Origin of the sequence: Aminobacter niigataensis (assembly GCF_014200015.1) — a bacterium.
Taxonomy (GTDB): domain Bacteria; phylum Pseudomonadota; class Alphaproteobacteria; order Rhizobiales; family Rhizobiaceae; genus Aminobacter; species Aminobacter niigataensis.
This window is the reverse complement of record NZ_JACHOT010000001.1, coordinates 1,349,866-1,362,171: the sequence shown is the minus strand read 5'-3', so window position 1 is coordinate 1,362,171 and position 12,306 is coordinate 1,349,866. Positions and strand designations below refer to the sequence as shown.

9 protein-coding genes are annotated in these 12,306 nt (G+C 63.8%); 5 read left to right on the top strand and 4 right to left on the bottom strand.

Annotation, left to right across the window (positions count from 1 at the left end):
* Window positions 1-330 precede the first annotated feature (330 nt).
* Window positions 331-1,149 carry a tetratricopeptide repeat protein gene (locus tag GGQ99_RS06945; protein ID WP_108609923.1) on the top strand — a complete coding sequence of 273 codons (819 nt, stop codon included), beginning with the start codon at window positions 331-333 and terminating at the stop codon, window positions 1,147-1,149.
* Window positions 1,150-1,266: 117 nt separating this feature from the next.
* Here GGQ99_RS06945 and xth read toward each other — a convergent pair whose 3' ends face one another.
* A complete protein-coding gene (gene xth / locus GGQ99_RS06940) occupies window positions 1,267-2,058 on the bottom strand; it encodes an exodeoxyribonuclease III (protein WP_108608325.1) in 792 nt (263 codons plus the stop codon).
* A gap of 138 nt (window positions 2,059-2,196) precedes the next feature.
* On the opposite strand from xth, the gene GGQ99_RS06935 reads away from it, so the two are divergent.
* Window positions 2,197-3,681, top strand: a complete 1,485-nt coding sequence (locus tag GGQ99_RS06935) for a nucleobase:cation symporter-2 family protein (protein ID WP_108608324.1) — start codon at window positions 2,197-2,199, stop codon at window positions 3,679-3,681.
* An 83-nt stretch (window positions 3,682-3,764) separates the two neighbouring features.
* Here GGQ99_RS06935 and GGQ99_RS06930 read toward each other — a convergent pair whose 3' ends face one another.
* The 3 genes from GGQ99_RS06930 to erpA form a co-directional block, all read right to left on the bottom strand.
* Window positions 3,765-4,955 carry a DMP19 family protein gene (locus GGQ99_RS06930; RefSeq protein ID WP_183261602.1) on the bottom strand — a complete coding sequence of 397 codons (1,191 nt, stop codon included), beginning with the start codon at window positions 4,953-4,955 and terminating at the stop codon, window positions 3,765-3,767.
* A gap of 71 nt (window positions 4,956-5,026) precedes the next feature.
* Complete coding sequence (locus tag GGQ99_RS06925) at window positions 5,027-5,407, bottom strand: VOC family protein (RefSeq protein ID WP_108608322.1); 381 nt, start codon at window positions 5,405-5,407, stop codon at window positions 5,027-5,029.
* Window positions 5,408-5,409: 2 nt separating this feature from the next.
* A complete protein-coding gene (gene erpA, locus GGQ99_RS06920; protein WP_108608321.1) occupies window positions 5,410-5,757 on the bottom strand; it encodes an iron-sulfur cluster insertion protein ErpA in 348 nt (115 codons plus the stop codon).
* Window positions 5,758-5,828: 71 nt separating this feature from the next.
* Here erpA and GGQ99_RS06915 point away from each other — a divergent pair, with 71 nt between their 5' ends.
* From GGQ99_RS06915 to GGQ99_RS06905, 3 genes are all read left to right on the top strand, one after another.
* On the top strand, window positions 5,829-7,049 hold the full coding sequence (locus GGQ99_RS06915) for a deoxyguanosinetriphosphate triphosphohydrolase (protein ID WP_108608320.1): 1,221 nt from the start codon (window positions 5,829-5,831) through the stop codon (window positions 7,047-7,049).
* Between the two features lie 61 nt (window positions 7,050-7,110).
* Window positions 7,111-8,868, top strand: coding sequence for an arginine--tRNA ligase (gene argS, locus GGQ99_RS06910; RefSeq protein WP_183261601.1), 1,758 nt, complete (start codon window positions 7,111-7,113; stop codon window positions 8,866-8,868).
* Window positions 8,869-8,974: 106 nt separating this feature from the next.
* Window positions 8,975-12,193 carry an SPOR domain-containing protein gene (locus GGQ99_RS06905; RefSeq protein WP_183261599.1) on the top strand — a complete coding sequence of 1,073 codons (3,219 nt, stop codon included), beginning with the start codon at window positions 8,975-8,977 and terminating at the stop codon, window positions 12,191-12,193.
* Window positions 12,194-12,306 lie beyond the last annotated feature (113 nt).

Here is a 12,306-nt window from a genome sequence, read left to right as displayed (position 1 = left end):
CGCGCCGTGCGTGGAAGTAGTCTTGATGTCGTCGGCGCCCGGACCAAGCCTGCACAGCATGTGCGCGATCGCGGTTGCTTGCAGGGATTTGGCCGTACTTTAGTCGAAAACAGCGCGCATCTTCACGTTATCGATGTTCAGGACATGGCGCGCCCGGCCGAACGGATCGGCATGACGCAGTCCGGTGTCGAACTCGCGGAGAGGGCGAAAGAATGGAAGCCGTGCCCGACTGCTCAGCGGTCGGGAACGATCTCGAATTGTGCCGAAACCGCCCCGTCGGGCAGCAATGGCACGGTCACCCACCCAGGTGGGCGGAAGAAACGCACTGCTATGCGCATATCTGAGTTGGTAAGAGCATCAGCCTATTCTGCGCTTGTCGCGGCTTCCCTGTTGGGCGCCGCCGGCGAGGCGCAGGCGTTCGACGACAAGGTCTTCGACGACAAGACCGGCGTGAAGCCGGAGTCGAGCCCGTGGGCGGTGTTCCAGTTCGGTTTCTCCGCCTACAAGAGCGGCCACAAGGACCAGGCTGTCGAGGCCTATCGCTACGCTGCCGAAAACGGCCAGATCGGCGCCACCTGGAAGCTTGCCCGCATGTATGCCGAAGGCGATGGCGTGGCCCAGAACGACTACGAAGCCTTTAAGTTCTTCAGTGAGATCGCCGAGCAGGACGTCGAGCCTGGCTCGCCCGAGGAGAGCTATGTCTCCGACGCGCTGGTGGCGCTCGGCGGCTACATGAAGCATGGCATCCCCGGCAGCCCGGTGTCGGCCAATCCGGTCGCAGCGCAGGAATACTACATGCGCGCCGCGGCCAACTACCGCAATCCCAATGCCCAGTTCGAAATGGGCAAGATGTTCCTCAAGGGCGACGGCGGCGTGAAGGCCAGCGTCAGGCAGGCCGGCCGCTGGCTGCAGCTTGCCGCTGAGAAGGGCCATGCGGGTGCTCAGGCGACGCTCGGCAATCTGCTCTTCGAAAGCGGCAAGGTGGTCCGCGGCCTCGCCATGATGACCGCAGCCCTCGAGCGCGCCCAGCCTGCCGACCAGCCCTGGATCAGGGGCATGCAGGAAGAGGCTTTCGCGCTCGCCGACGAATCCGACCGCCGCACCGCGATTTCGCTGGCCGAAGACATCCTGACCAAGGGCAACCAGTAGGCCTAGCTGCCAGGCGCGCCGAGCACGTGGAAAGCCAGGCCTCCCACGTTTCGTCTCCCAGCATTGAACTGACGATGCTCCCGCTGCCGAACACCTGCCGTCTCTGGCGGGCTTGCCTCAGGCGGCTACGAGATTGAGGTCGATCGCCACCGGCACGTGGTCCGACGGCTTTTCCCACGCACGCACATGCTTTTCGATCGACGCGGAAGTGAAGCGGTTGGCTGCCTCCGGCGACAACAGCAGGTGGTCGATGCGGATGCCGTTGTTCTTCTGCCAGGCGCCGGCCTGGTAATCCCAGAAGGTATAGACGTCGGGCTGGTCGGTGACCGAGCGCACCGCCTCGGTGAAGCCGAGGTTTTCGAGCCGCCGGAAGGCCTGCCGCGTCTCGGGCTGATACAGCGCGTCGCCCAGCCACAGCTCGATGTTGCGGGCGTCGATCGCCTCGGGAATGACGTTGTAGTCGCCGGCAAGCACCAGCGCCTCTTCGAGCGCCAGCCGCTCGGCCGCCCAGCGCTCCAGCCTTGCCATCCATGACAGCTTGTAGGGGAATTTTTCGGTGCCGACGGGATTGCCGTTGGGCAGATAGAGCGAAACCACGCGCAAGGCGCCCTTGTCGGTCGAGAACACACCCTCGATGAAGCGCGCCTGCTCGTCGGAATCATCTCCCGGCAGGCCGCGATTGACTTCGTCGAACGGCAGCTTCGAAAGTATAGCGACGCCATTGAAGCCCTTCTGGCCATGTGTTTCGACGTTATAGCCGAGTGCCTCGATCTCGAAGCGGGGAAATCCCTCGTCGACAGTCTTTATTTCCTGGAGGCAGACGATGTCGGGTGCGCTTTCCTTGAGCCAATGCAGCAGGTTGTCGATGCGGGCTCTGACGCCGTTGATATTCCAGGTCACGATCTTCATGAATTTCACGCGATTATTTCAAATAAATCTTGATAGCCGAATGGCTCGATACAGACGATCCTGCACCATCCCTCGGGAGAAGGGAACCGGTCCTCTTCGGCATTCTTCGGACCGGCTGGCAAAAGGGGAACAAATGCCATGTCCAACAGTCCGCATCCTGTGGACGAGGTGCTACCGGCGCCTCGTCTAACCGCGCTTGGCATCCAGCATGTGCTGGTCATGTATGCCGGTGCAATCGCAGTCCCGCTCATCATCGGGCGTGCACTCAAGCTCGACCCGGAGCAGGTCGCCTTCCTGATCTCGGCCGATCTGTTCGTCTGCGGCGTCGTCACCATTATCCAGTCCTTCGGCGCGACCCAGTGGTTCGGCATCAAGCTGCCGGTCATGATGGGCGTCACCTTTGCCGCCGTCGGCCCGATGGTTGCCATGGCCAACGCCAACCAGGGGCCCGATGGTGCCCGCATGATTTTCGGCGCGATCATTGGCGCCGGTATTGTCGCACTTCTCATTGCACCGCTTGTCAGCCGCATGCTGCGCTTCTTTCCGCCTGTCGTGACCGGCACGATCATCGTGGTGATCGGCGCATCGCTGATGCGCATCGGCATCAACTGGATCTTCGGCAATCCGTTCGGCCCGACCGCACCAAAGCTGGTGTCGCCCGAACATGCCGAATGGCTGAAGACGGTGACCGAGATGGCCGCCGCCACCGGCTCGACCATTCCGCCGCTGCCCGAAAAGCTCGGGCTTGCAGCGTCGGTGTCTAACCCGGCCTATGCGCCGCTGACCAATGTCGGCATCTCGGCAGTTGTCCTTTTGTCGATCCTGGCGATCGCCAGGTTCGGCAAGGGCTTCATGGCCAACATCGCCGTGCTGCTCGGCATCGTCATCGGCGGCGTCATCACGGCGGCGCTCGGCATGATGAGTTTCGACAAGGTGGCGTCCGCCGGCTGGTTCGAGTTGGTCACGCCGCTGCGCTTCGGCATGCCGATCTTCGAGCCGATCCTGATCATCACCATGGTGCTGGTGATGATCGTGGTGATGATCGAATCGACCGGCATGTTCCTCGCGCTTGGCGACATGACCGGCAAGAAGGTGACCCAGCCGATGCTCTCGGCCGGCCTGCGTACCGACGGTCTCGGCACCATCATCGGCGGCCTGTTCAACACGTTCCCGTATACGAGCTTCTCGCAGAATGTCGGTCTTGTCGGCGTTACCGGCGTCAAGAGCCGCTTCGTCTGCGTGGCCGGCGGCGTGATCCTGATCATCCTCGGCCTGGTGCCGAAGATGGGCGCCCTGGTCGAGGCGCTGCCGACCTTCGTGCTCGGCGGGGCTGGGCTGGTGATGTTCGGCATGGTGGCGGCGACGGGTATCCGCATCCTTGCCAATGTCGACTTCAAGACCAACCGCAACAACCTGTTCGTGGTGGCCGTCTCTGTCGGCTTCGGCATGATCCCGCTGGTGGCGCCCGACTTCAAGATGTGGATGCCGCATGGCATCCACCCGCTGATCGAGTCGGGCATCCTGCTCGCCTCGGTTTCGGCGGTGGTGCTCAACGCCTTCTTCAACGGCACCAAGGAAAATGAAGCCGAAATCCGCGAGGCGGCGATGGCTTCGGAGGCGTAACACAAGGGCAATCGCGGCGGGTCTGATCGTGCAAGCTCAGACCCGCCGACATTTCCGTCTTGCCGCGGGCCGCGGCAAGCGGGTCAGCGCTCCTGCAACGCCTCGGCATGGCTTGCGGCTTCACGCAGCGGCAGCGGGCCGTACCTTTCGCCACTGGCGCTGCCGGCAAGGACGAATCCCCGCGGCGACTCGACGAGAGCAAAACTCTCCTCGGCGATGACGATCCAGAAGACCGGATTTGGAATGTCGGCTGTCGCGCCCTGCACAGACATGACCGCATCGTCGACAAGAGGCCGGGCACGCCGCAGCAGAAGGTCACCCGCGGCGGCTACCGGCATCCTCGTCGCATATCGGATCACAGCCTCGACAGCAGGGCCTTGCACGGTTCCCAGCAACGCGCCGGCAGCGGGCGGCCGATAGTTTCCGAGCGGGTCGCCATGTCCCTCCACGTATTCGTAGAGCCGCGCTCCAGCGTCGTCCACCACGGCAAAGCGCATGCCGCCATCGGTGTCGACGACCCAGGCTTTCTCTTGTCTGCCATGGATATCTGTTAGGTATCCGCCACGAATCCCGGTCAGCGCCTCCGGCGTCCCGACGGCTGCCGCAGCAAGCGCCACGGCTGCGTGCAGCGGATCCGTCACCGAGTGGTGGAAGCGCGCGATACGGGCGGCAGAAAGGCGTTTGTCTCGCCTTGGGTTGGCAAGGATGAGAGCTTGCATCTCGGCTTCATAGAATCCGTCGTCGACCTTTCGCAATTCGGGCCATCGCGAAACCCACTCGGCAGCGCGCCGGGAGATCGGGTCTGCTTTCTCGGCGGCGTAAAGCCGGTCGTCGAGCTTGTCCAAGGCGGGTGCGCGGCCGCCGGAAAATCCGGTCTGCGCGCTAGCAGCAGCCGGGTTGGCCTCGAACCAGTCAATCATCTCCTGCAGCAGTGCTGCCTGTATGGTCGCGCCCATCGCAAGCAGCCCCGAAAGCGCGTCGGCGAAGATGTGCGGTGCTTTCCGGCCGCTGTTGTGAATGAACTGGCTGTGCCCGCCATTGTTGACCTGGGCCAGATAGAAATCTGCGTGGTAGGCCTGCAAAGCGACGTGGGGCAGTTCGTGGCGATGGTACAGGCCATGGTCGAAAAGGCTGTTGACGTAGTTGACGACCGCTTGAACGATGTCGTCGTCGCGATATTTGGACTGTTCAAAAGCAGAGGCCGGCAAGATGACTGGCATCGGCGGATTGCCCGAAGGCGGTTGCTTGCGTTTGCCAAATGTGAACAAGGCCATCTACCAGGTCTCCGATCAATGCTTCCGCGAAGCTCGAAGATACTAGCAAGCAACGGTCAATTTTTGGTTGTTTACGTCCGCCTTTCCACCAGTCCAATCGTATTGCCGGCTGGGTCCTTCAGGAAAGCCATCCATTCGCACTCGCCGGCCGGGCCAAATTCGCCCGCGGCATCGCGATGGACCAGCGTCGGCGCCGTGGTGAAGGCGACGCCGTTGTCGGATGCGGTTTCGTAGAAGGAGTCCAAGTCGGCGATGTCGAGATAGACAGTTGCCTGCGGCACGCCACCGGTGAAGAACAGCCTGACGTTGCCGGCGATGATGAAGGCGATGCCGGGCGGGTCGTAGCGGGCATGCACGGGCAGGCCGAAAACGTCGAGCCAGAAGCCGAGCGTGTCGTCGATGTCGCGGCCGGCGGAGAGCGCAACCTGGCGGAGCGCTCCGACCCGGCGCATGGCTAGATGGAGAAGCTGGTGCCGCAGCCGCAGCCGGCGACCGCGTTGGGATTCTTGATCTGGAACGACTGGCCCATCAGGTCGTCGACAAAGTCGACCACCGAGCCGCCCATATAGACCAGCGACAGGTCGTCGACGAGCAGCGTCGCGCCATCGCGTTCGATGGCGACGTCGTCGTCGTTGCGGCCGTCGACGAGATCGAACTTGTAGGAAAAGCCGGAGCAGCCGCCACCTTCGACCGAGATGCGCAGCGCGATCTTGCCCGGATCGCTGGCGACGATCTTGGCAATCCGCTTCGCAGCGGCTTCGGTCATGTCGACCTTCATGGCAGTCTTGGCATCAGCGCCCATCGGCGTCACCTTGCTTTCGGTTTCTTATGATAGGTATGAAGCCACCTGGGGCAAGTCAACAGGTGGGGAGTATGGCAGGCGAGCGGCAACTTGGCGATATCGGCTTCGGCTACCGGCCGCGCGCGGCCTATGCCTGCGATCCCGCGCGTTCGCGCGGACGCCTGTTCGACGAGGTCGAGAGCCCGACGCGCACGCCGTTCCAGCGTGACCGCGACCGTATCATCCACTCGACCGCCTTCCGCCGCCTCAAGCACAAGACACAAGTGTTCGTCGCCCATGAGGGCGATCATTACCGCACCCGGCTGACCCACACGATCGAAGTGGCGCAGATCGCCCGCGCTTTGGCTCGTGCCCTGCGCTGCGACGAGGATCTCGCCGAGGCGATCGCCCTGGTCCATGATTTCGGGCATACGCCATTCGGCCACACCGGCGAGGACGCGCTGAACGAGAAGATGGCGACCTGGGGCGGCTTCGATCACAACGCCCAGTCGCTGCGCGTGGTGACGCGGCTCGAGAGCCGCTATGCCGAGTTCGACGGGCTCAACCTGACCTGGGAGACGCTGGAGGGGCTGGTCAAGCACAACGGTCCGCTGACCGACGCCACCGGCAAGGGCCTGAAAGGGCCGGTGCCTCAAGCGATCCGCGACTATTCCGAGTTGCACGACCTCGAACTCGACCGCTTCGCCAGCCTCGAAGCGCAATGCGCGGCGATCGCCGACGACATCGCCTACAACACCCATGACATCGACGATGGCCTGCGTGCGGGCTTGTTGACGCTCGACATGCTCGACGAGGTGGGCCTGCCGGCTTCGATCCTGCGCGGTGTGCGCGAGCGCTATCCTGCACTCGATGCGGTGCGCACCGGCCACGAACTGATGCGCCGCCAGATCACCATGTTTGTCGAGGACGTCATTTCGACAGCTTCCGCAAAGATCACGCTTGTGGCACCGCAAAGCGCCGACGAGGTCAGGTCAGCCGGCGCGGCGATGGTGACCTTTTCCGACGAGATGGCGGCGTCCGAGAAGGAGCTCAAGGCCTTTCTCTACCGCTACATGTACCGGCATTCGGAGGTGATGCGGGTGCGGGCCAATGCCGACCGGATCGTCAAGGAGCTGTTTGACGCCTACTACGCCGATCCGCGTGCCATGCCGGAGGGCTGGCGTGAGGGGCTCGACCGGGCCGAGGACCGCATCAAGGCCCGCGCTGTCGCCGATTTCCTGGCCGGCATGACTGACACCTACGCGGTCAAGGAACACCGGCGTTTGTTTGACCATACGCCCGATTTGGTTTAGGCCGGGCGCAATTTCCGGCTATTTTGCCGGTTGCCACGCAATGCCACCCAGAGCCGAGCACATGAATATTTTCGCCGATTTCAGCGAGCGGATCACCAAAGCCGTCGAAGCGCTTGAATTGACTCCCAAAGATGGCGGCGCGCTCGATCTGACGCGCATCGCCGTCGAGCCGCCGCGCGACGCCACCCATGGCGATCTGGCGACCAATGCGGCGATGGTTCTGGCCAAGCCGACGGGCCAGAACCCGCGCGCGCTGGCCGAGCGGTTGGTCGCCGAACTCGCCAAGGACGCCGATGTGGTCAATGCCGAGGTTGCCGGCCCGGGTTTCGTCAACCTCAAGCTCAAGGACGCGTTCTGGCACAAGCATCTGGCCGATCTGCTGTCGCGCGGCGCCGAATACGGCCGCTCGGGCTTCGGCAACAACAAGCGGGTCAACGTCGAATACGTTTCGGCCAATCCGACCGGGCCGATGCATGTCGGCCACTGCCGCGGCGCGGTGGTCGGTGATGCGCTTGCCAACATCCTCGGCTTTGCCGGCTATGACGTAACCAAGGAATACTACATCAACGACGCCGGCGTGCAGATCGACGTGCTCGGTCGCTCGGTGATGCTGCGTTATCGCGAGGCATTGGGCGACGAGATCGGCGAGATTCCGGCCGGGCTTTACCCAGGCGACTATCTCGTGCCGGTCGGCCAGGACCTCGCCAAGGAGTTTGGCCGCGACCTCCTGCAGAAGCCCGAGGACGAGGCGCTTGCCATCGTCAAGGACCGGACCATCGACGCCATGATGGTGATGATCCGCGAAGACCTGGCGCTGCTCAACGTCCGCCACGAGGTGTTCTTCTCCGAGCGCACGCTGCACGCCGACAACGCCAAGGCGATCCGCTCGGCGATCAGCGACCTGACGCTGAAGGGCCACATCTACAAGGGCAAGCTGCCGCCGCCCAAGGGCGAGAAGCCGGATGACTGGGAAGACCGCGAGCAGACCTTGTTCCGCTCGACCGAGGTTGGCGACGACATGGACCGGCCGCTGGTCAAGTCGGACGGTGCATTCACCTATTTCGCCGCCGACGTCGCCTACCTGAAGGACAAGGTCGATCGCGGTTTCGAGGAACTGGTGTTCGTGCTCGGCGCCGACCATGGCGGCTACGTCAAGCGCATGGAAGCGCTGGCGCGCGCGGTTACCGACGGTGCCGTGAAGCTCGACGTGCTGCTCTGCCAGCTGGTCAAGCTGTTCCGCGACGGCGAGCCAGTGCGCATGTCCAAGCGGGCAGGGGAGTTCATCACCTTGCGCGAAGTGGTCGAGGAAGTCGGCCGCGACGCAATCCGCTTCATGATGCTCTATCGCAAGAGCGATGCGCCGCTCGATTTCGATTTCGCCAAGGTCACCGAGCAGTCGAAAGACAACCCGGTGTTCTATGTGCAGTATGCTTCGGCGCGCTGCCATTCGGTGTTCCGGCAGGCGAAGGAACAGCTCGGCGTAGCAGAGTTCGCACGTGCAGGCCTGATCGGCCCAGTCGAACGGCTTGCCGACGAAGGCGAGATCGCGCTCGTCAAGAAGCTTGCCGAGTATCCGCGCCTGATCGAATCCGCTGCCCAGTCGATGGAGCCGCACAGGCTGGCATTCTACCTCTACGATCTCGCCAGCACCTTCCACGGACACTGGAATCGCGGCACGGACAACCCCGACTTACGGTTTGTTAAGGTTAACGATCCAGAATTGACCCATGCCAGACTCGGGCTGGTGCAGGCTGTTTCGGACGTCTTGACGTCGGGCCTGGCGTTGATCGGGGCGGATGCGCCGACCGAAATGCGCTAGGTTAACAGAGGCTTTCTGTCACCTTTTGCCCACATTGCGCTGGTAAGGGCCAACCTTACGCGACGTTCATGGCGTCCGAAAAAAGTGCGAGAGTTCGGGAAAAAGAATGGCAGACAGACCCCAGCTGAAGATCGCCGATAAGAACGATTTCGCCGACGAAGATCCGTTCGCCGAGCTGACGAGGATCATGGGCTTCGATCCGCGCCAGCCTGTGGTGCGCCAGGATGTTGGTGCGCCCGCTGCTCGTGTCGAGCCGGCGATGGACGACGATTTCGGCATCGACCTGGAGAAGGAATTGCTTGGCGAACTGGCCGGCGACGATCTGGTGGCAGCACCGGAGCGTGACGCGCCCGCGGCCTATGTTCAGGCTGACGCGCCGTCCGCCTACGCGCCCGTCGAGGCTGGTTTCGAACAATCTGGCTATGGCCGCGCGCAGGAACCGGAATTCGTCTCCGATGCTTCGTTCGACGATGCCGTTGCCGCATCCTTCGAGCAGGAGTTTTCGCTCGAGGACGAATTGCTGCGCCCTGAAGACCAGGCCTATGCGGTCGAGCCGGCCTATGCCGTTGAGCCCGCTTTCGCCGCCGAGCCGACTTTCGCAGCCTATGCGCCCGTGGCCGATGTCGCGGCCGAAGCGGCGTTCGACGATGCCGTCGCCGCCTCCCTCGACGAACATTTCACGCTCGAAGAGCTGCCGATCGAGGAGACTGCCGCCCAGGTCGAGGCGCCGATTGCCTACCAGGCTCCCCTTGAAACCGATCTCGATGCCGAATTCCATGTCGCCCTTGCCGATGTCGACATGGATTTCGCTGCCCATGATGGTGCGGACTATGTTGCTGATGGTGCGGACTATGCCGCCGGGAGCGAGGCCGACGATCAGCTGACGCTTGGCGAATATCAGCCGGCAGAGGCTGAAATTGCTTTCTCCCACGAGGACCTGGTCGAAGAACAGCAAGCAGTGGCGGCCCCCGTCGCCCAGGCCCAGGACTACGACGGGTTCGAGCGTCGCTTGCAGGACGCCCTGCGCGACGAAGAGCCTGCCTACGAGCCTGCTGTTGCTCAGGAGCCGGCCTATGAACCCGAGGTTACACCGGCAGCCGCAGCCGCCGTTGCAGAAGACACCAGCCTCGAGGACGAGCTCAACGCGCTGCTCGGAACCATGAGCAGCCAGGCCAAGGCTCTTTCCGAGCCTGCACCGCTTCGCGTCGAAGAGCCAGTTGCCGTCGAACCGGAGCCGGCGTTCACCAGCTCATTCTGGGCGCCCGAGCAGCCCGCTGAAATCGAGCCGCAGTCGGTTGAAGACGCCGACTATGCGACGTCCTACGCCGATGACACTCAGCAGATCGAGGATTTCGCAGCCACGGATGATGCGGCTGCTGTCGCATCCCATGCCGGCTACACCGAGCCCAGCTATGACCAGCAGGCCGACGTCGATGTCAATTTCGACGACGACGCCTTCGACATGGCTTTCGAACGCAGCGTGGCAACGGCCGCGACCGAAGCCGTCGCGCCTGCAGCTATCGCTGCGGCAGCAGATCGGCCGCTTGCTGCTTCGCGCTACGAGCAGGCCCGCAGTTGGGGTCTGGGCACACCAGTGGCTCCGCGTGCATCGACGCCTGTCGCCGAGACGCAGCCGAGCTATCAGCCCGAGACCTATGCTGCGCCTGCCGAAGCTTATGTGCCGACGGCCGAGCCTGAGCATTACGAGCAGGAGGCCGAGCCCGAGCCCTACGTGCAGCAGGCCGAGCCTGTCGCCGACGTTGCCGACGATCTCGAAGCCGAATTGTTCGCCGCCGTTTCGTCCTTTGACGATGCGCCAGACGTGGAGACAGTGGACGTGCCGGAGAAGGCCGTCGCGCTTGCCGACGATCTCGACATTCCCGAGCTGTCCTTCGAAGACGATGCGCCGCCGGCGCCGCCCTACGATGATCTCGACAGCGAATTCACGAATCTCATGAACGAGATGAACGCTCCCGAGGCAAGCAAGCCGTCGGTTTCGTCGAGCTACGAGCCCAATCCTTATGCCAGCGGGTTCGATCGCAAGACGCTGCGCGATGGCGATGCGTCGCAGCCGATCGAATTTCCCTCGGAGGCAATTGCAGCTGCTGCTACCGCCGGCGCGGCCGCCATGTATGCCGGGCGCCAGTCCCAGGCGCAGCAGGGCGACGATCGACTGACCGGATTTGATCTTGGTGGCATGCACCAGGGACGCGGTTCCGCGCCGCGCGAGCAGGCACCGGTTGACGACTTCGACTACGACCCGGATTTTGACGAAGCCATGGAAGCGCTGCCCGGCTCGCCGGCCGCAGCCCGTCCGGCCCGTCGCGGCCTGATGATCGCCGCCATCGTCGGTGCGGTCGCCGTTGTCGGCGGCATCGGCGCCTGGGGACTGTCCTTCGGCGGCAGCGAAGACGCTGGGGCGCCTGTCATCGTCAAGGCTGACGGGACGCCGATCAAGGTCAAGCCGGAAAATCCGGGCGGCATGACCGTGCCGAACCAGGACAACAAGGTCTACGACCGTGTCGCAGGCGGTGCCGCCAACGGTGCGCCGGCGCAGGAAAAGCTGGTCACCAACACCGAAGAGCCGATCGACGTGGTGGCGCAGGACGCCGAGGCACGCGCCAATGACACGCTGCCGCTGGATGCGGACGAGACTGCCGATGCGCCGCTGCCGAAGGCAGAGGATCGCGTCGCGCAGGCGGCTCAGGCCGACCAGCCCGACGCCAGCACCGAGACTGCCGCTGTCGCACCGCGCAAGGTCCGTACCATGGTGGTGAGGCCCGACGGCACCCTCGTGCCGCGCGAAGATCCGGCACCTGCTGCCGTGGCCGCAGCCGAGCCCAACGATCCGGCGCCGCAGCGCGTTGCCGAGCCTGCCAGCGAGGCCACCGGCACGGTGCCTTCGCAGCCCGCGCTTGCGCCGGTTGCCAACACCCAGGCGGCTGCCCAGTCGGCAAATACGCCTGCTTCGGCTCCGATCGCGCCGCAGCGTCCTTCTGAACAGCCCGTCAACGTCGTCGGCGAGGTCAAGCCGGACCAGGTCGCAGCCCTTGCACCGTCGGCCCCGACCGCAGCAGCCTCGGGCGCATGGGCGATGCAGATCGCCTCGCAGCCGAGCGAAGCCGCGGCCAAGTCGACTTACGCCGATCTGGCGCGCCGCTACGGTAGCGTGCTCAACGGCCGCGAGGTCAGCATCGTCAAGGCCGAGATCGCCGGCAAGGGCACCTTCTGGCGCGTCCGCGTGCCGGCCGGCACCCGCAACGACGCGGTTAGCCTGTGCGAGAGCTACAAGGCTGCAGGCGGCAACTGCTTCGTCTCGAAGTAGGCTTGCGACTTTCCAACCGGCAAACGGCGCGGCATCTGCTGTGCCGTTTTTCGTTTCCGGCTCGCCCGCAGATTGCAGCCGATTCTATCTCACCCAAAAAGGCGCTAAGCTCC

Excerpts from the sequence above, each read along its gene's own strand:
- GGQ99_RS06925 (WP_108608322.1), bottom strand. The coding sequence starts at position 5,407 with ATGCGCCGGGTCGGAGCGCTCCGCCAGGTTGCGCTCTCCGCCGGCCGC.
- erpA (WP_108608321.1), bottom strand. The coding sequence starts at position 5,757 with ATGGGCGCTGATGCCAAGACTGCCATGAAGGTCGACATGACCGAAGCC.
- xth (WP_108608325.1), bottom strand. The coding sequence starts at position 2,058 with ATGAAGATCGTGACCTGGAATATCAACGGCGTCAGAGCCCGCATCGAC.
- GGQ99_RS06945 (WP_108609923.1), top strand. The coding sequence starts at position 331 with ATGCGCATATCTGAGTTGGTAAGAGCATCAGCCTATTCTGCGCTTGTC.
- GGQ99_RS06915 (WP_108608320.1), top strand. The coding sequence starts at position 5,829 with ATGGCAGGCGAGCGGCAACTTGGCGATATCGGCTTCGGCTACCGGCCG.
- GGQ99_RS06930 (WP_183261602.1), bottom strand. The coding sequence starts at position 4,955 with ATGGCCTTGTTCACATTTGGCAAACGCAAGCAACCGCCTTCGGGCAAT.
- GGQ99_RS06905 (WP_183261599.1), top strand. The coding sequence starts at position 8,975 with ATGGCAGACAGACCCCAGCTGAAGATCGCCGATAAGAACGATTTCGCC.
- argS (WP_183261601.1), top strand. The coding sequence starts at position 7,111 with ATGAATATTTTCGCCGATTTCAGCGAGCGGATCACCAAAGCCGTCGAA.
- GGQ99_RS06935 (WP_108608324.1), top strand. The coding sequence starts at position 2,197 with ATGTCCAACAGTCCGCATCCTGTGGACGAGGTGCTACCGGCGCCTCGT.